Origin of the sequence: Enterococcus sp. C102(2024) (assembly GCF_040888205.1) — a bacterium.
In the GTDB taxonomy this organism is placed as follows: Bacteria; Bacillota; Bacilli; order Lactobacillales; family Enterococcaceae; genus Enterococcus; species Enterococcus faecalis.
In genome coordinates this window covers 14536-31700 of the sequence record NZ_JBFOHH010000009.1, presented here as the reverse complement: position 1 = coordinate 31700, position 17165 = coordinate 14536, and the positions used below count along the sequence as shown (strand labels likewise).

Annotated in this window: 12 protein-coding genes and 5 pseudogenes; 5 read left to right on the top strand and 12 right to left on the bottom strand. The window is 34.1% G+C overall.

Annotated elements, in window-relative coordinates; genetic code table 11:
- Nucleotides 1-15: 15 nt before the first annotated feature.
- Nucleotides 16-387, bottom strand: coding sequence for a DUF5388 domain-containing protein (locus AB3I34_RS13670; protein ID WP_002358205.1), 372 nt, complete (start codon nt 385-387; stop codon nt 16-18).
- A complete protein-coding gene (locus AB3I34_RS13665) occupies nt 380-1225 on the bottom strand; it encodes a ParA family protein (protein ID WP_000239313.1) in 846 nt (281 codons plus the stop codon). Before AB3I34_RS13665 ends, AB3I34_RS13670 begins: the two co-directional genes overlap by 8 nt.
- A gap of 471 nt (nt 1226-1696) precedes the next feature.
- On the opposite strand from AB3I34_RS13665, the gene AB3I34_RS13660 reads away from it, so the two are divergent.
- The 5 genes and pseudogenes from AB3I34_RS13660 to AB3I34_RS13640 all read left to right on the top strand — a co-directional run.
- A complete protein-coding gene (locus tag AB3I34_RS13660) occupies nt 1697-2707 on the top strand; it encodes a replication initiator protein A (protein ID WP_002367743.1) in 1011 nt (336 codons plus the stop codon).
- Nucleotides 2708-2837: 130 nt separating this feature from the next.
- Nucleotides 2838-3506 carry a CPBP family intramembrane glutamic endopeptidase gene (locus AB3I34_RS13655; protein WP_002362416.1) on the top strand — a complete coding sequence of 223 codons (669 nt, stop codon included), beginning with the start codon at nt 2838-2840 and terminating at the stop codon, nt 3504-3506.
- 42 nt (nt 3507-3548) lie between these two features.
- Nucleotides 3549-5175 (top strand): annotated as a pseudogene (locus tag AB3I34_RS13650) (peptide ABC transporter substrate-binding protein).
- Nucleotides 5176-5352: 177 nt separating this feature from the next.
- Nucleotides 5353-5475 carry a hypothetical protein gene (locus AB3I34_RS13645; RefSeq protein ID WP_002415665.1) on the top strand — a complete coding sequence of 41 codons (123 nt, stop codon included), beginning with the start codon at nt 5353-5355 and terminating at the stop codon, nt 5473-5475.
- Nucleotides 5475-5906 (top strand): annotated as a pseudogene (locus AB3I34_RS13640) (hypothetical protein); the annotation flags it as partial. The gene AB3I34_RS13645 and the pseudogene AB3I34_RS13640, both read left to right, overlap by 1 nt.
- 46 nt (nt 5907-5952) lie before the next feature.
- Here AB3I34_RS13640 and mobV read toward each other — a convergent pair.
- From mobV to AB3I34_RS13590, 10 genes and pseudogenes are all read right to left on the bottom strand, one after another.
- The gene (gene mobV / locus AB3I34_RS13635) at nt 5953-7215 is read right to left on the bottom strand and encodes a MobV family relaxase (RefSeq protein ID WP_000119405.1); all 1263 of its coding nucleotides are present in this window, start codon (nt 7213-7215) and stop codon (nt 5953-5955) included.
- A gap of 289 nt (nt 7216-7504) precedes the next feature.
- Nucleotides 7505-8152 carry a type A chloramphenicol O-acetyltransferase gene (gene catA, locus AB3I34_RS13630; protein ID WP_002415230.1) on the bottom strand — a complete coding sequence of 216 codons (648 nt, stop codon included), beginning with the start codon at nt 8150-8152 and terminating at the stop codon, nt 7505-7507.
- A gap of 134 nt (nt 8153-8286) precedes the next feature.
- Nucleotides 8287-8598 (bottom strand): annotated as a pseudogene (locus tag AB3I34_RS13625) (replication initiation protein); the annotation flags it as partial.
- 595 nt (nt 8599-9193) lie between these two features.
- Nucleotides 9194-10570, bottom strand: coding sequence for a tetracycline efflux MFS transporter Tet(L) (gene tet(L), locus AB3I34_RS13620; RefSeq protein ID WP_001574277.1), 1377 nt, complete (start codon nt 10568-10570; stop codon nt 9194-9196).
- Nucleotides 10571-10603: 33 nt separating this feature from the next.
- A pseudogene (locus tag AB3I34_RS13615) lies at nt 10604-10657 on the bottom strand (tetracycline resistance efflux system leader peptide); the annotation flags it as partial.
- A 106-nt stretch (nt 10658-10763) separates the two neighbouring features.
- Nucleotides 10764-12683 carry a tetracycline resistance ribosomal protection protein Tet(M) gene (tet(M), locus tag AB3I34_RS13610; RefSeq protein ID WP_001574275.1) on the bottom strand — a complete coding sequence of 640 codons (1920 nt, stop codon included), beginning with the start codon at nt 12681-12683 and terminating at the stop codon, nt 10764-10766.
- Nucleotides 12684-12698: 15 nt separating this feature from the next.
- A pseudogene (locus AB3I34_RS13605) lies at nt 12699-12746 on the bottom strand (hypothetical protein); the annotation flags it as partial.
- A 313-nt stretch (nt 12747-13059) separates the two neighbouring features.
- Nucleotides 13060-13992: a conjugal transfer protein gene (locus tag AB3I34_RS13600; RefSeq protein ID WP_001224319.1), complete on the bottom strand. Its 933-nt coding sequence runs from the start codon at nt 13990-13992 to the stop codon at nt 13060-13062.
- On the bottom strand, nt 13989-14990 hold the full coding sequence (locus AB3I34_RS13595) for a lysozyme family protein (RefSeq protein WP_033918023.1): 1002 nt from the start codon (nt 14988-14990) through the stop codon (nt 13989-13991). The genes AB3I34_RS13600 and AB3I34_RS13595 overlap by 4 nt, the downstream gene beginning before the upstream one ends.
- Nucleotides 14987-17164: a CD3337/EF1877 family mobilome membrane protein gene (locus AB3I34_RS13590; RefSeq protein ID WP_001574271.1), complete on the bottom strand. Its 2178-nt coding sequence runs from the start codon at nt 17162-17164 to the stop codon at nt 14987-14989. The genes AB3I34_RS13595 and AB3I34_RS13590 overlap by 4 nt, the downstream gene beginning before the upstream one ends.
- Nucleotide 17165 lies beyond the last annotated feature (1 nt).

The following is a 17165-nucleotide window of genomic DNA, read 5'->3' as shown; positions in this document are numbered from 1 at the left end:
ATTATACAGTATCTTTTATTTTTGTTTCTTTTTGTCTCGTGATTCATAAGCTTTCATATACATTTCAAACATTGTACGTTGCTCTGGTTCTAATGTGTTATCTAATCTATCTAACATGAACGATACAATGTCGTCTTGTGTTTCAAAATCTAAAGTATTCTGAAACGCATTTATTCTATTGATGTTACTCTTTTGTATCCTAATTGTACTATATACTTTATTTTTAGCAGGTCGCCCAATTCGTTTTGCTCCTGAATCACTTGCTGAAATTTCTTCTTTTGAAAAACTACTTAAATCAAAAGTAGTTTCAGGTTCTGAAATTTCAGTTGCTTTAATTTCTTTTGATTGTTTACGTTCAGGATCCTTATGAAATGTATACTTACTCATTAGCAGTCGTCCCTTCTGTTCGTTCAATTATTTCATCAGATAATTTGTTATACAATTCATGAACTTTTCTATCATGAAAATCATATAATTCCGTATATCCTTCTTCTGATATACCTTTACGATCATAACGTTTTAACCGTTCCATGTGTCTAACGATTGTATTAAACAAAGTTTCATCACCAAAAGCGTCTTTGGCATCTTTAATTATTTGATTATCAATTCCAGAATCGTTTTTCAACAGCACTGGAAGTACCCCAGCAATATCAAAGTCAATGTTTTTATAAGTATCATACAAGGTTTGCAAGTATTCCCAAAATGCTTCTGCACCATCAAGGGAACGTTGCTGCGTTTGCAAAACAATTACAATGTAATTAGAAGAATAAAGAGCTGTATCGGTAAATACTGAAAGTGTAGGAGGAACATCAAATATAATGTAATCATAATCATTTTCAATTGGTTTAAGTAATTCACTAAAAAATGCTATTCGTCTCTCTTTGTAGTTTTTCTCTGTCGGCATAATTGTTAGCTCAAGAAAATCAGGATAATTAACAAAGTCTTTGTGTGAAGGCAATAAATACAAATTAGGCATTACATTTACAACAGCTTTACCTAAATTTCCTTCTTGAATTGCTACCATCATCGTTTCTTTTATAGGTAGTTCTTTATTATTTTGTAATCCATATGTTCTTCGCAACAATTGCGTTGAATTTGCTTGTGGGTCTAAGTCACAAACTAAAACTCTAAAACCTTTTTTAGCTAATTCATAGGCTACCATTACAGAATTAGTAGTCTTCCCAACGCCGCCTTTGAAATTTCCAAATACAATTTTTTTAACCATACAATGACTCCTCATTTCATAAATATTTTCTTACTACAAATAGTATATCATAAATATTTTCTTACTACAAATAATATTTATAAAATTTACTATTTTACTATCTTACTATCCTACTACTTTACTATTCTACTACTTTACTATTTTACTATCTTACTACTTTACTATCTTACTATTTTACTATCTTATTGTTTTAAAAGAATGATATTAACCTTTCTACAAAAGGATTTTTAGACGTATTTATTAAAAAATAAACATTTTTTACTATCTTACTATTTTACTATTCTACTACTTTACTATTATACTATCTTACTACTTTACTATCTTACTACTTTACTATCTTACTACTTTACTATCTTACTACTAAAAATAAAAATTGCTTTATTTTAAATAATGTTTTGGTATTCTTAAAAAAAGAACGCTTACTAAATAAATTAATAGATAAATTTTTAACTAAGAAAAGAGGGATCTTATATGAACAACTTCAAATTTTTTAATGTAAACCGTATTTACAATGAATTATTCTATCAATTCCCAAAAGTACTTATTGCTAGCGATAAATACAAAAAAATGTCAGATTCTACAAAAATTGCATACATGCTTTTAAAAGCACGTCTGGAATTTGCTGTTCAAAGAAATCAAGTAGATGAAAATGGAAATGTCTATTTTACATTTACTATTAGTGAATTAGGAGAAGTGCTTGATTGCGGTAAACAGAAAGTATTAGCTATAAAATCACAATTAGAAGAATACGGATTACTTTATCAAAAACAAATGGGTTTTAATAAAACACTAGGTAAGAACAATCCTAATAGACTTTATCTAGCGGAACTTGAAGTAACAGAAAACGATATTTATCAATTGCAAACATTCGATGATACTATGCAAGAAAACGTTGATAAATCAGAGGGTATGAAAATCATACCCACCCCCCAAGGAAAAACAAACGCTGAATGCCTTGGTAATCAAGAGGGTATGAAAATCATACCCTGCCAAAACGTTGATAAATCAGAGGGTATGAAAATCAGTACAGTATTTAATAATCTAAATACAGATACAATAGATACAATAGATACTGAAAAAGAACGATTGCAACAACAATTATTGCTCGAACAGTTTGCAGAAGTTCAAGAGAACACTTTCCTAAGCAAAGATAGCTTAAAATTTATTGCAGCCTTTTCTGATACTATTCAAGAAGCCCATGAAATGGTTGGAACAATTATACGTGCTAAAACTAAAGTTGAAAAAGAATACAATGTTGTTTTAATTGGGGAAGATTATCAAGAAGAAATAGACAAATGTTTGCGACGAGTGATGCATAAAATCAAGACAGATTCTACTGTTAAAAGTCCTAAAGGTTTATTTTACAAGTCTTTTTACAATTTATTTGTTGAATGTACAATAGAGAAAAAAAGTCATTTAAATAAAAATAGTACGGACAACTCCCCAGAAATAACTACACATAACTGGATTGAGTATCAATAAAATATGTTTTTTTGTGACCATTAATTTTGATATAAATATATAGAAATTATTGCTGGATATAATATTTATGGTATTATCACTGTATAAATAAGCTAATTATTTATAATTTTATTTACACAAGGAGGTAATAATGGAATACATTAAACGTTTTTTTATTGTAATTGGGTTATTTTTGTTAAGTCAAATAGGTATGTTTACGTATGGGACTTTAAAGCAAAGTTCTTTACAAGTAGGTCAAGGTACAATGCCTTTACTATCAACGCTAATTCTAATAGTGATATTTATTATGAATATTGGATTGCTATTTGTTTTAGCTAATAAACTAGAATTACTTAACTTTGATTCTAAATTTCTCAATAAAAAGAATATTTTAATTATTGTAATTGGTGTTGTAATTGCAAGATTAGTGGCAATTTTAGGAACGATTCTGTTAAATAATCAAGGAATTGATTCTACTGCTAATGATGCGGCAATTAATAATTTGTTTACAGGTGAGAATCCATTACTAATTATTTTGATATTAGGGATATCTGCACCAATCATGGAAGAGATTGTGTTTAGAGCTGGAATTATTGGTTATTTTTTAAAAGATTGGCCAATTTTAGGAATTGCACTAAGTTCTATTTCATTCGGTTTAGTACATGGACCAACTGATATTATTAGTTTTTTCATTTATGCACTAATTGGATTAGTTTTATCAATCGCATATTTTAAAACTAGTCGTCTTGAAGTAAGTATTTTGATTCATTTCTTTAATAACTTAATTCCAGCTATTGTTATTGCTTTTGGTTTAATGTAATTTTGGTATAGATTGTTTAATCAAAAAGAATGGGGTTATTTGATGAAAAAGACTGAAAAAATTTTGTTTTTAGGCTTTTCTGCATTAATGTTTATTCTAATCGGATGTAGCAATAAAGATAATCTTCAAGAAAATAAAAAAAGCAGTGCTGTAGAACAAACTGCCAATTTAACAGCAGCAACACCTATACAAAGTTTAGATCCAGCAACTGCTGTTGATCAAACAAGTATTACACTTTTAGCAAATGTGATGGAAGGCTTATATCGTTTGGATAAAAAAAATCAAGCAGAACCTGCATTAGCAGAAAAGCTTCCAGACATATCCAAAGACGGTAAAACATATACTATATCATTGAGAAAAGATGCAACTTGGACAGATAAAACGCCTGTAACTGCCGAAGATTTTGTTTTTGCATGGCAAAGAGTAGTTGATCCTAACACTGCTTCTCAAAATGTCGGATTATTTGCTCTTATAGAAAATGCTGAAGAAATAAGTAAAGGTAGCAAAGCTAAAGAGTCTTTAGGTATAAAAGCAGTGAATAATCATACTTTGCAAATAGCGTTGAAAGAACCAACTCCTTACTTTACTAATTTATTAGCATTGCCAGTGTTTTTACCTGTTAATCACGAATTTTCTGATAAACATAAGAAAGATTATGGTACTTCTAAGGAAACTATTAGTACAAATGGAGTGTTTAATTTAACTAACTTGGAAGGTTTAGGCACTTCAGATAGTTGGGTAATAGAAAAAAATACTAATTATTGGGACAATAAAAATGTCTCAATGAATACTATTCATTTTCAAGTAATTAAAGAGATAAATACAGGTGTTAATTTATATAAAGATGGTCAATTGGACGAAGCTCCTTTAGGTGGAGAGTATGCTAAACAATATAAAAGCGATAAGGATTATAGCTCTTCTTTATTAGCAACAAGTATGTATTTAGAACTCAATAAAAAAACAAAGGATTCTATTTTAAAGAACAAAAATTTACGTAAATCAATTAGTTATGCTATAGACAGAGCCTCATTAGTAGAAAAATTACTAGATAATGGCTCCATAGCATCAGTTGGGTTAGTTCCTAAAAAATTAGTGTATGATCCAAAAACAAAGAAAGATTTTGCAGACCAGGATTTAGTTGGTTATGATAAAGAAAAAGCCAAGAAGTATTGGGAAAATGCACAAAAAGAATTAACTGCACCTAACAATTTAAAACTAGATATTTTGGTTGGAGACGGAGAATTCGAAAAAAGCTGGAGAATTTTTACAAAATCAATTACAAGAATCTTTAAAAGGGTTGACTGTAACAGTTACGCCAGTACCAGCAAATGCACAAATTGAAAAGTTGTCTAAGGGTGATTTTTCTATTAGTCTTATTGGTTGGCAAGCGGGATATGCAGATCCATTGAGCTTTCTAGCTAATTTCAAGACAAATAGCCCTATGAATTATGGGGGTTATGAGAGTAATGAATTTGATATTCTTCTAAAAGATACTTCTGATAATCGGCTGAAGAGTTTGAAAGAAGCAGAAGAATTGTTAATTGATGATGCAGCGATTGTCCCAATTATCCAAACAGGTTCTAGTAAATTGATTAATCCAAATCTAAAAGATATAAACTTGCACAGTGTAGGTAGTAGATATGACTATAGAGAAATGAAAAAGGAGTGACATTAGTCGCTCCTTTTTTCTTGAAAAAACTTTTTATAACAGTTGGAAGCCCAAGGGCTTCCTTTTGCGTTTAAAGAAACCAAAGAAGGGACTAACTTCTATTTTCGAGTAAAAGATACGGAACTCGCAAAGAAAGCCTTAGAACGCGTATTAACGGATATTAAGAAGAACCCACAAATGATTTTGCGTAAGCCAAATACCATGACTTTTGATGAACGGTTAGCCTACACTGCAGCCAATAAAAAATACGTGGGTAAAATCGATCAAACAAAAGCAATCACAAAAGGAAGGAAACTGTGATGCAGACGTACAAAAAAGAACTGAAACCGTATCTCTACCTTGGTATTTTTCTATTTGTGATTGGCTTTGGAATAGGAAATTTCTTTTGGCTGTTACCAGGGATAGACTATTTTTCAAAAACGAATTATCTCTTTACAAAAGATATTCTAACGTATATCGAACAAACTTTTTATCGGTTTTTTATAACACCAAGTCTATTAGGATTTAGTGTAGGAATACTTGGTTTTCTTTTAGGGCTATTAATGTATGTGCGAGATAATGATCGTGGAATCTACCGTCATGGAGAAGAATACGGTTCGGCTCGTTTTGCTACACCTGCTGAAATGAAAAAATATGAAGATCCAATTCCTGAAAACAATATTATTGTTAGTAAGCATGTAAAAATTTCTCTTTTTAATAAACGTTTACCAATCAAGATAAGAAAGAACAAGTTCAAAACCATCAAAAAAAGACACCTTTTCAGGTGCTTTTTTTATTTTATAAACTCATTCCCTGATCTCGACTTCGTTCTTTTTTTACCTCTCGGTTATGAGTTAGTTCAAATTCGTTCTTTTTAGGTTCTAAATCGTGTTTTTCTTGGAATTGTGCTGTTTTATCCTTTACCTTGTCTACAAACCCCTTAAAAACGTTTTTAAAGGCTTTTAAGCCGTCTGTACGTTCCTTAAGGAATTCCTTAGTGCTTTCATAGATTAAACTCACATCACGCTTTAAATCGCTTATTTTAGACTTTAAAGACTTGTTTTCTTCAAGCAACTCATTATAATCATTTACATTTTCATTAAATCGCTCTACAAGACCACTATATTTTTCTTTAACTTGCCCATGTTCTTTACTTAATTTTTTATATTCTCTCGCCATATCAGTACTCATGAGATTTCTAACATGCTGTTTTAACCTATCGTTATCTCTCGCAGCAGTCACTAAGTTTTTATAATCACGCTCCGATATAACAACATTTTTGGTTGGTTTCTTTTCTGTTTTCATTATTTCTTTTCCCAAACCAAACATGGACTTTTCACCCGTTGGCACTTCAACACTTTTCATGTGTCGTTTCGCTGGTACTTCTAAATCTGATTTAACTTTATCGCTATAAGCAGTCCATTCATCTTTTTTAACTGCTAAATTTTTTTCTAGAAAATCAATCTCTTTTTCCAAAGTTTGTTTTTTAAATTTAGCTGTCTCAATATGTTTACGGTCAGAGCCACGTTCACCACGCTTCAACTCAAAACCCTGTTTTTTCATATGCTCGGGGAATTTATCTTGTAGCCATAACAGTTCTTGACGATTAAACACATTTTTTCCTTGCAGTTTTCCATCACGCATAGGCACAACACCTAAATGCATGTGAGGGGTTTGCTCATCATTATGAACTGTTGCATAAGCAATATTTTGCTTGCCATATCGTTCGGAAAATAATTTATAACTTTCCTCAAAAAATCGTTTTTGTTCTCCTGGATCCAGTTGCTCAAAAAAATCTCGGTCAGATGTTACTAGCAACTCATTTACAAGAACAGCATCTTTCCTCGTTTTTCTTGTACCTGTTTTTTGTGATTCAATAATTTCTTTGACACGTTCGTTGTAATCAATATTTTTATCATTTTTCAAATCATAATTTTCACGTGTTCGCTCATGGTCAATATCATCATTCGTTCTACTTTTTCGCTCTCTTTGATTATGAAATTGCATGCCTTTTAGTCCAGCTGATTTCACTTTTTGCATTCTACAAACTGCATAACTCATATGTAAATCGCTCCTTTTTAGGTGGCACAAATGTGAGGCATTTTCGCTCTTTCCGGCAACCACTTCCATGTAAAGTATAACCCACTAGACTTATTTACTACGTTTCATAAGTCATTAATGCGTGTGCTCTGCGAGGCTAGTTTTTGTGCAAGCACAAAAAATGGACTGAATAAATCAGTCCATAAGTTCAAAACCAAATTCAAAATCAAAACACCAGCAACCAAAAATGGTAGTTGCTATAAACTTATAAATATCATAATTACTTAAGTTTATGAAAGTTATTTTAGATTTAAATCCATTCATTTACACTATCAACCATATTTTGAAATTCACTCATAAATAATGAAGCATGGTAACCATCACATACCGCATGATGAACTTGCAATGAGACTGGTAAATAGATCTTATTATTCTTACTATAAAATTTACCCATTGTAATAATTGGCAATAGGAATCTACTATTATTACCAATATTTAAATTAAATGAACTAAAATCAATCCAAGGAATCATCGAAATAGGAACTGTGTTTTCAGGTATTGGTTTTTTAGGAAACATTTCATTTTTATCTTTATATTCAAGTAAGTCACTCTTATAACTATTATAAAAAGAATTAAAACTAACATTTGATTCTGTCCAAATGTTAGAAAATTTTTCAGTTTCTTTATTAAAGACTGTATATAAAGGGTTTAATTTGTCCCAATAACCCAAATTTCCCTCACTATTAATTCCTGTTCTAAATACTTTATTTTGATTTATAATATTTACAATTATATAAATCAAAGCAGGATACAGTTTATATCCTTTATTTTTTATCATACTTTTAAGTAAAGTGATATCAAATTCTTTAGTAACACTGAAAGTTGTTTGTTGATTGAAATAATGATTAAAATATTCTTTTCTATCCCAAGTTTCCAAATTAATAATATTAAAAGTCATATATAATTTTCCTCCTAAATTTCATCTTATCTCTTTGTATTTAGGAGGAATAATCCTCTGATTTTTTCATATATTGTGTCACCTCTTAAACGTTAATTATACTAAAGTAACATTTTGTATAAAACAAAGTTACTTTACTTCCAAAATCTAAATTCACGTTGCCAAAAATCAATCTGCTTTTGCAATTGTTTTTCGTTCGCTTTTAAAGTCGATTTCATTAAATCAGTTAAATCAATTAGAGATATTTCTTTAATTAATTTTTTATATTTATTCTTAGTACGTCTTTCTAATTTTCCCCATTCTTCTTCATCATTCAACAACATAAAAACCATTGCTCTATCAGAAGTACGTTCGATAGTTTTCCAATCTGGTTGTAATATATGTAAATCATTAAAACAATCGTTCCAATAATCAACCATATCTCTTTTTAATTCAATTTTTATTTTTATTATTTTTAATCTCTTTAAATATCTTTACGCACGTATATAGACTTCATAATTTTAAAATTATATAGACTTCACAACACAATATTTCGGTACAACTTCCATGTAAAGTATAACACACTATACTTTACTTCGTAAAGTGTGTGCTCTGCGAGGCTGTCGGCAGTGCCGACCAAAACCATAAAACCTTTAAGACCTTTCTTTTTTTTACGAGAAAAAAGAAACAAAAAAACCTGCCCTCTGCCACCTCAGCAAAGGGGGGTTTTGCTCTCGTGCTCGTTTAAAAATCAGCAAGGGACAGGTAGTATTTTTTGAGAAGATCACTCAAAAAATCTCCACCTTTAAACCCTTGCCAATTTTTATTTTGTCCGTTTTGTCTAGCTTACCGAAAGCCAGACTCAGCAAGAATAAAATTTTTATTGTCTTTCGGTTTTCTAGTGTAACGGACAAAACCACTCAAAATAAAAAAGATACAAGAGAGGTCTCTCGTATCTTTTATTCAGCAATCGCGCCCTTTAATGGAACAAAAAGATTTGAATTCCTGTTATAAAAAAAGGATCAATTTTGAACTCTCTCCCAAAGTTGATCCCTTAACGATTTAGAAATCCCTTTGAGAATGTTTATATACATTCAAGGTAACCAGCCAACTAATGACAATGATTCCTGAAAAAAGTAATAACAAATTACTATACAGATAAGTTGACTGATCAACTTCCATAGGTAACAACCTTTGATCAAGTAAGGGTATGGATAATAAACCACCTACAATTGCAATACCTGTTCCCTCTGATAAAAAGCTGGTAAAGTTAAGCAAACTCATTCCAGCACCAGCTTCCTGCTGTTTCAAGCTACTTGAAACAATTGTTGATATAACTGTTTTGGTGAACGAAAGCCCACCTAAAACAAATACGATTATAATTGTCATGAACCATGATGTTGTTTCTAAAAGAAAGGAAGCAGTTAAAAAGCTAACAGAAAGAAATGTAACTCCGATGTTTAACACGTATAAAGGACCTCTTCTATCAACAAGTATCCCACCAATGTAGCCGAAAATAATGACACTCATTGTTCCAGGGAAAATAATTACACTTCCGATTTCGGCAGTACTTAGCTGGTGAACATCTTTCATCATATAAGGAACCATAGAGACAAACCCTGCTACTGTTCCAAATATAATTCCCCCACAAAGAACTCCAATCATAAAAGGTATATTTTTCCCTAATCCGGGATCAACAAAAGGATCTGTTACTTTCCTGATATGTTTTACAAATATCAGGAATGACAGCACGCTAACGATAAGAAAAGAAATGCTATATGATGTTGTAAACAACATAAAAAATACAATGCCTACAGACATTAGTATAATTCCTTTGATATCAAAATGACCTTTTATCCTTACTTCTTTCTTTAATAATTTCATAAGAAACGGAACAGTGATAATTGTTATCATAGGAATGAGTAGAAGATAGGACCAATGAATATAATGGGCTATCATTCCACCAATCGCTGGACCGACTCCTTCTCCCATGGCTACTATCGATCCAATAAGACCAAATGCTTTACCCCTATTTTCCTTTGGAATATAGCGCGCAACTACAACCATTACGAGTGCTGGAAATGCAGCTGCACCAGCCCCTTGAATAAAACGAGCCATAATAAGTAAGGAAAAGAAAGAATGGCCAACAAACCCAATTACCGACCCGAAACAATTTATTATAATTCCAAATAGGAGTAACCTTTTGATGCCTAATTGATCAGATAGCTTTCCATATACAGCTGTTCCAATGGAAAAGGTTAACATAAAGGCTGTGTTCACCCAGTTTGTACTCGCAGGTGGTTTATTAAAATCATTTGCAATATCAGGTAATGAGACGTTCAAAACCATTTCATTTAATACGCTAAAAAAAGATAAAATGCAAAGCCAAATTAAAATTTGGTTGTGTCGTAAATTCGATTGTGAATAGGATGTATTCACATTTCACCCTCCAATAATGAGGGCAGACGTAGTTTATAGGGTTAATGATACGCTGCCCTCTTTTAATTGAACCCTGTTACATTCATTTCACTTCATAATTAATTCCTCCTTTACACTTTAATTCAAATCTTTATTAAAAAATATTTCATCTTATTTAACAAGAAACCATATTTATATAACAACATAAAATACACTAAGTTATTTTATTGAACATATATCGTACTTTATCTATCCGACTATTTGGACGACGGGGCTGGCAAACAGGTTCACCGGTAGTAACATGGTACCCTTTTAACTCTGTTAAACAAACACTACGTCCATTTGTAAAGAAAGTTAAATCACTACGATATTCTTGAATACACCGAGCAGGGATTTCTCCACTAAGAATGACCTCATTATTTTTCAATTGAGTGTCTACGATGTTCGCACAATATTTAGGAGCATCGTTGTATGCTCGTGAAAGATATTCCTGTGGCGCATAAATTTTAAAACTAAGATATGGCTCTAACAATTCTGTTCCAGCTTTTTTTAAGACTTGTTCCAATACAATAGGAGCAAGCATCCGAAAATCTGCTGGGGTACTAACAGGGCTATAGTATAAGCCATACTTAAAACAGATTTTACAATCCGTCACATTCCAACCATATAATCCTTGTTCGCAACCATAGCGTATCCCTTCCATAACTGCATTTTGAAATGATTGATTTAAGTATCCAAGAGAAACCGAGCTCTCATACTGCATTCCACTTCCCAACGGAAGCGGTGATACAGATAAACCAATGGAAGCCCAGAAAGGATTTGGCGGCACTTCGATGTGAATGGTATATTCTGCATTTTTTAACGGTCTCTCCATATAAATGACTGTAGGCTCTTTTAGTTCTATCTCCACATGATACTTTTCTTGCAACAGTGCACTAATCACTTCCATTTGTACTTTCCCTAAGAAAGAAAGTATAATTTCATGTGTCGTAGAATCCACATAATATTGTAGAAGCGGGTCACTGTCGGAGATTTCTAAAAGTGCATCAAGTAACATTTCCCTTTGTTGAGGTTTGCTCGGTTCAACAGTTGTTTGCAGCAGAGGGAGCGGATTTTCAATTCTCTCTCTCTGTGGCAATAGCTTTGTATCTCCAAGAACACTATTTAGCTTCAAAAACTCATTTTGCAAAATAACAATTTCCCCGGAATAAGCCTTATCAATTTTACATAATTCACCATTTATTGAAGTATACATTTCTGTAATTTTTATTTTTTCCTTTTCCGATATTCTAACCGAATCCCGCAAATGCAGGATTCCGCCATAAAGGCGTACATATGCAAGACGTTGTCTTTCTTCCGAATATTCAATTTTGAAGACATTTCCGCAAAGTTCAGACTTCTTTCTGTATGTTGATGAATAAAATTTATTCGTTATCACTTCTATAAGCTGCTCAATCCCTATGTTGCTTTTTGCGCTTCCATGATAAACAGGGTACAAGGAGCAATTCTGAAATCTTCTGATTTCCTCTTGTTCGAGTTCTAATGCTTCTAATGATTTACCGGACATATATTTCTCTAAAAGGTCATCATTTCCTTCTATTACCACATCCCATTGCTCAGGTTCCGTACAGCTCATCACACACATATTAGGGTGCAGCTCTACTTTCTGTTTGATTATAATTTCCATAGAAAGTTTCTCTTTAATATCCTGATAAACCGTTGATAAATCAATTCCATTTTGGTCAATCTTATTGATAAAAAAGATTGTGGGAATCCCCATTTTCCTAAGTGCATGAAATAATATACGAGTTTGTGCTTGTACGCCATCTTTTGCAGAAATCAGTAGAATTGCCCCATCTAAAACTGATAATGAACGATATACTTCTGCTAAGAAATCCATATGTCCTGGCGTGTCTATGATGTTCACCTTCGTATTTTCCCACTGAAAAGAGGTTATTCCTGTCTGAATTGTAATTCCTCTCTGACGTTCTAAAAGCGTATTATCCGTCCTCGTTGTACCTTTGTCCACGCTTCCTAATTCTGTAATCGCTCCACTGTTATATAATAAGCTTTCTGTTAAGGTAGTTTTTCCTGCATCAACATGAGCTAAAACTCCAATATTAATAATTTTCATGTGATTTTCCTCCATTCAAAAACCCAAAAGGGCATAAAAATCCCAGTGATAAATACTTTTATCACTGGGATTTTTATGCATAACCATAGGTATACAAAGCATACAGATATTCTCTGGATACTTTAGAATCACATGATAAAGGTATTCTTAAACTGGGTACAAAAAACTAAGCCCTCCTAAAAAAGGACATCTAATTATTTGTTCCTGCTATCAAATTGACAGTTTATTTAAGAATACCTTGCCGCATATTTATTAACTCCTTTTAAATAGTCACTTAAATAATAGCACGTAAGAGCATATTTGTAAAGGAATCTCCAATTTTTTATCAAAAAGAGTACATGATTACAAAGTATCTGTAATCATGTACCAATATTTGTTATTTTACAATCTTCCAATTACTCCCGTTCTTTTCAAGTACCAAATCAAATTGAGATACCTGCGTTGCTTTGGTCTGCTGGTCGATATACTCCACTGTCAGCGATACCGTGACTTGATTATCCTTACGATTGTGAATAGGATTTACCAGTTCTTGAAAGATGTACTCTTTTCCGATTGGTTTTAATATCCCGTCATTCACATAGTAGGAAAGTTCACTGGCTGTCGCTGTAGGATAGAGCTTGAAGAACGTCGTTAAAAACTCATTGATTTCATTGGTTGTAATGGAATCAACCGTCCCCTCACTTTCAATGGCTTTTGGTTTATAACTTGATTTCTTAGGTATGTTGGTAATGGTCGGATTCTTAACCAGTACCATATTTCCAGAACCATCTACATAGACACTCACTATATAAGCAGAGTGGACGGTCTTTGTATTTTCTCCCTCTGTAATGAGCTGGTCTACACTGTAGGTTACATTAAACTCATTGTCGCCAGTTGGCTCTACCGTCCATATCTGAAATCCTCTTACAGAAGACGATACAGGAATATCTTTGCGTACTGTATCAACATTGAGAGCTTGAAGTTCATCTGTCAGATAGCCTTTTAGACTTTCCATTCGATTATCAATGGACTTATCGGATTGCTCCCATGAATAGTAGACTTTCGCAAAGTTCTCTACAAAATTTTCTACATGATGAGTATCAACGTATTCCTTTTCTATGATAGTTGTTTCGTGAATAGTATGAGTATCTATAGCTGTAAAGTGCTTGAATATCGCAAAGCTGAAACTAAGCCCTAAAAGTACCCACAAGGCAATCACAACCTTTTTATGAGGATTGACCTTATAGACACGAGGTTTCTTTTCCTTTGGTATCTGTTTTTCTTTATTCTGATTTTTTCTAAATTTCATCATTAAATCTTCCTTTCTCATTGTTTGATTCGTCCTGCTCCCACTAAATGCTGTTGCCAGTAGGGGCTTGTTAAGTCGGCATAACCGATTGGGTCGCCTGCATGAAACATACGGTTATTGCCAAGGTATATCCCAACATGAGTAATATAAGAGCCAGCGTTATAGGTAGAATGAAAGAAAACCAAATCGCCAGCTTGTGCTTCCGATAGTGGGATATGCTGGGTCACATCATATTGCTGTTGTGCGGTTCGTGGTAAGTTAATTCCAGCTTTTCCATACGTCCATTGTGTCAGTCCGCTACAATCAAAAGAAGTAGTCGGGGAAGCTCCACCGTAAACGTATCGCCAGCCCTCATATTTCAGTGCTTCGTCCATGATGGCTTGTACCGTATCATCATCAAACTCTGTTGTGACAAGATACTGCGTTACCAGTTGCACATAAAACATATTGCCATAGTTGTATCGCCAGCCCCCATTGATAGGTATGGCTATGGGATTGGGGTAAGACACTTTTTCGCCACCTGAATACTCTTTTGAGAAACTTTGAGCCAGTTCAAAGGTATATTTATCTCCACGATTAGCCACATACCCTAAGAAACCACCACCATAATTGTAGGACTGGATAACCGATTCTAAATCTACACTGAGCCTTTCGCTACTGGCTAATAATTCACTGAAATACTTCACACCTTGCTTAATGGATTCTTCTGTACTCAATGAATTAGGTGGAAGACCGAGGGATTCCGAGGACTGCATAACATCTTCCGCAGTACCGCCCGATTCCACCTGTATAATCGCAAGAAGTATGTTGACATATTCTTCAACGCCATATTCTTTGGCATATTTTTCTACCATAGGCTTATGAGCCAGCACTTCTGCGGAAACATTCACACCTCCATAATGAATATTGGAAATTCCGCTGTCCTGTTCATCTGAAAATAAAATGGCAACAAACAGAAGCAGTGAGAAGACCATCAAGAATAGCCCAGAACCACCAATCACTAAAGCTTTCAGTTTCATGGTTTCTTACTGCCTTTCTTGATAGTGGCGGATTTTATTGGTGGTCTATTTCTAAGGTTTTGGCTTTGAACTCTTTGAACAGTAGACGGACGCTCTTTTGTGACTGGACGTTGTGAAGCTCTGTCTGCTGGTGTAGTTGAAGTTGCTGGCTTTTGAACTGTTCTTTCTTGTGTAGTACGGTTTTGTCGTTCCGCTTTTAAACTTAAAGAATCGGACTTAACTGCTGGACGCTCCTGTTTGGCTTGTTGAGATTCCATGCGTGAAGTCTGAATAGAAGATTGTTTTGCGGTCTGTCCATCATGAGATTGTTCTTGCTTAGTAGCTGGTCTTTCATGAACGGAAGAAGCTGGCTGTTTTTTCTGTTTGACCTGTTCCATTTCAGAGCGACGCTCTGCAATGGTTTTGCGTCTTTGTTCCTGCTGTTCCTTGCGTCCGCTGGCTCTGTCTGCTCTGGTTTGAGAAATACTGGAAGTTAGGTCACGAACATTTTCTTTTGCTTTGGATTTTCCTTGATACACTGCATATCTTGCATTGGTCGGAATATCCTTAACCTGTTCTTTGAGATTACCAGCAGAATCAACGATTTTATCTTTGGTATCAGCAACTGCTCCGATTGTTTGTCCGATACGTTTTCCAAGTGTTGATTTTTCCTGTCCGTCTGGACGGGTGTGATCTGCTTGTGTCCTACCAGAACTACCCGACTGTCCTTGTTTTCCTGTAGCACTGGCAATGGCAGAGCCAGCACCTAAAGCTGTCATGGAGCGTCCAAGTTTACGCTGTAGGCGGTGCATATGAGCGTGCATAAGCATACGAGGTTTTCTCATCACACGACTTCCCACACTTTGAGAATCGTTGCTTTGAAGCGAAAACATACTCATTAAATCGCTCAGTTTGAAGTAGATTCCTGCAAAGGTCACAATCTGTAAAAAGGCAATCAAAAAGAACGGATAACCAGCCGATAAGGTATAGAGCATGGTTGAAATACTAAAGGCTGTCGTAATAATCAGCGTGATTCCAGCTCGTGTCAAAATGGTATTAAAGAGTTTGATAATGGCTCGTTTTGACATACCATCAAAGGACGGAATCATGCTTAAAATAAAGCTCACAGGCAGAAACATGGCATAGATGATAAAAAGTACCTGCGAGAAAATCATGATTCCTGTTAGTAGGAATACGAATATAGAAATCCCGATATTGAATACAAAGAGAAAGAAGACTGTACCCAAACGGTTAATAGTTTTTGTAATCGTCATGTTCACATTGTTTCTGTCTTCGATTTCTTCTGCTACAATTTTTTCTCTGTCTTCTCCATTATTACTGTCTGGACTGGTTGAAAGTAGACTTTCCACACGGTCAGCACCAATACTTTCAATGTCTGAACTGTTGTATTGAAGCAGTAGCCACGGTTGCTGAACCTGTATGGAAAACAGGCTATCTCTGATTAAGTCCACGCTGTCCTTGCCTTGACTATCGGAATGGGGCATGACAATCTTCGTGCCAAGTGATAAACTGGCATTACTGATGTCTGATGAAAAGTCATTGATTTTTTTAATGTAGTCGGGAGCGTAGGCAATAAAGGAAGCCGATAGGATAAACACCAGCACAAAATTCATAATGGCATGAATTGCCTTTGTGGTTTCTCTCTTTATCAGTCCCGTATAGGCAACATAAACCCCAAGAACCAAAATCAAGAGTAAGAGGAATCCAACATAGAAACCCTCTGTTGAAAATCCGTTTGCACTCACACCAGCTAAGGTCTGCATATTCTTACCAATGGAATCTGCTGTAGCGGAAATGAAGTCTAAGGAATAGGCTTCCTGTACTAAGTAACCTGTCGCATTGGAAACATACAAACTGATTGTCCAAATAAAATTGGTAATGGCATATAGTCCATACATGACCTGTTTTCCAATCCCGTCCGACCAGTTCCACGGAAGCCAGCCCCAGCTATTATCCACATAAAAATCCAGTTGATAGTTTTCAAGTGGGTATCGGCTGTATTCATTTGCCACATTGACCGTATCATCTACCAAGCCCGCAGCTTGAACCACCGTTCCCAGCATGGCTAAAAGAAAAATGGCAATCACAAGTGTGAAAGCCACTGTCATTGCCACTTTACCTAGACGTTTCAGCGTCCAGTTTGATTTTATTCTGTTTACTATTGATGGTTTCACA

What these genes read in the sequence shown, in the direction of transcription:
- AB3I34_RS13670 (WP_002358205.1), bottom strand. Translation starts at nt 387, where the DNA reads ATGAGTAAGTATACATTTCATAAGGATCCTGAACGTAAACAATCAAAA.
- AB3I34_RS13665 (WP_000239313.1), bottom strand. Translation starts at nt 1,225, where the DNA reads ATGGTTAAAAAAATTGTATTTGGAAATTTCAAAGGCGGCGTTGGGAAG.
- AB3I34_RS13660 (WP_002367743.1), top strand. Translation starts at nt 1,697, where the DNA reads ATGAACAACTTCAAATTTTTTAATGTAAACCGTATTTACAATGAATTA.
- AB3I34_RS13655 (WP_002362416.1), top strand. Translation starts at nt 2,838, where the DNA reads ATGGAATACATTAAACGTTTTTTTATTGTAATTGGGTTATTTTTGTTA.
- AB3I34_RS13645 (WP_002415665.1), top strand. Translation starts at nt 5,353, where the DNA reads ATGATTTTGCGTAAGCCAAATACCATGACTTTTGATGAACGGTTAGCC.
- mobV (WP_000119405.1), bottom strand. Translation starts at nt 7,215, where the DNA reads ATGAGTTATGCAGTTTGTAGAATGCAAAAAGTGAAATCAGCTGGACTA.
- catA (WP_002415230.1), bottom strand. Translation starts at nt 8,152, where the DNA reads ATGACTTTTAATATTATTAATTTGGAAACTTGGGATAGAAAAGAATAT.
- AB3I34_RS13600 (WP_001224319.1), bottom strand. Translation starts at nt 13,992, where the DNA reads ATGAGAAAGGAAGATTTAATGATGAAATTTAGAAAAAATCAGAATAAA.
- AB3I34_RS13595 (WP_033918023.1), bottom strand. Translation starts at nt 14,990, where the DNA reads ATGAAACTGAAAGCTTTAGTGATTGGTGGTTCTGGGCTATTCTTGATG.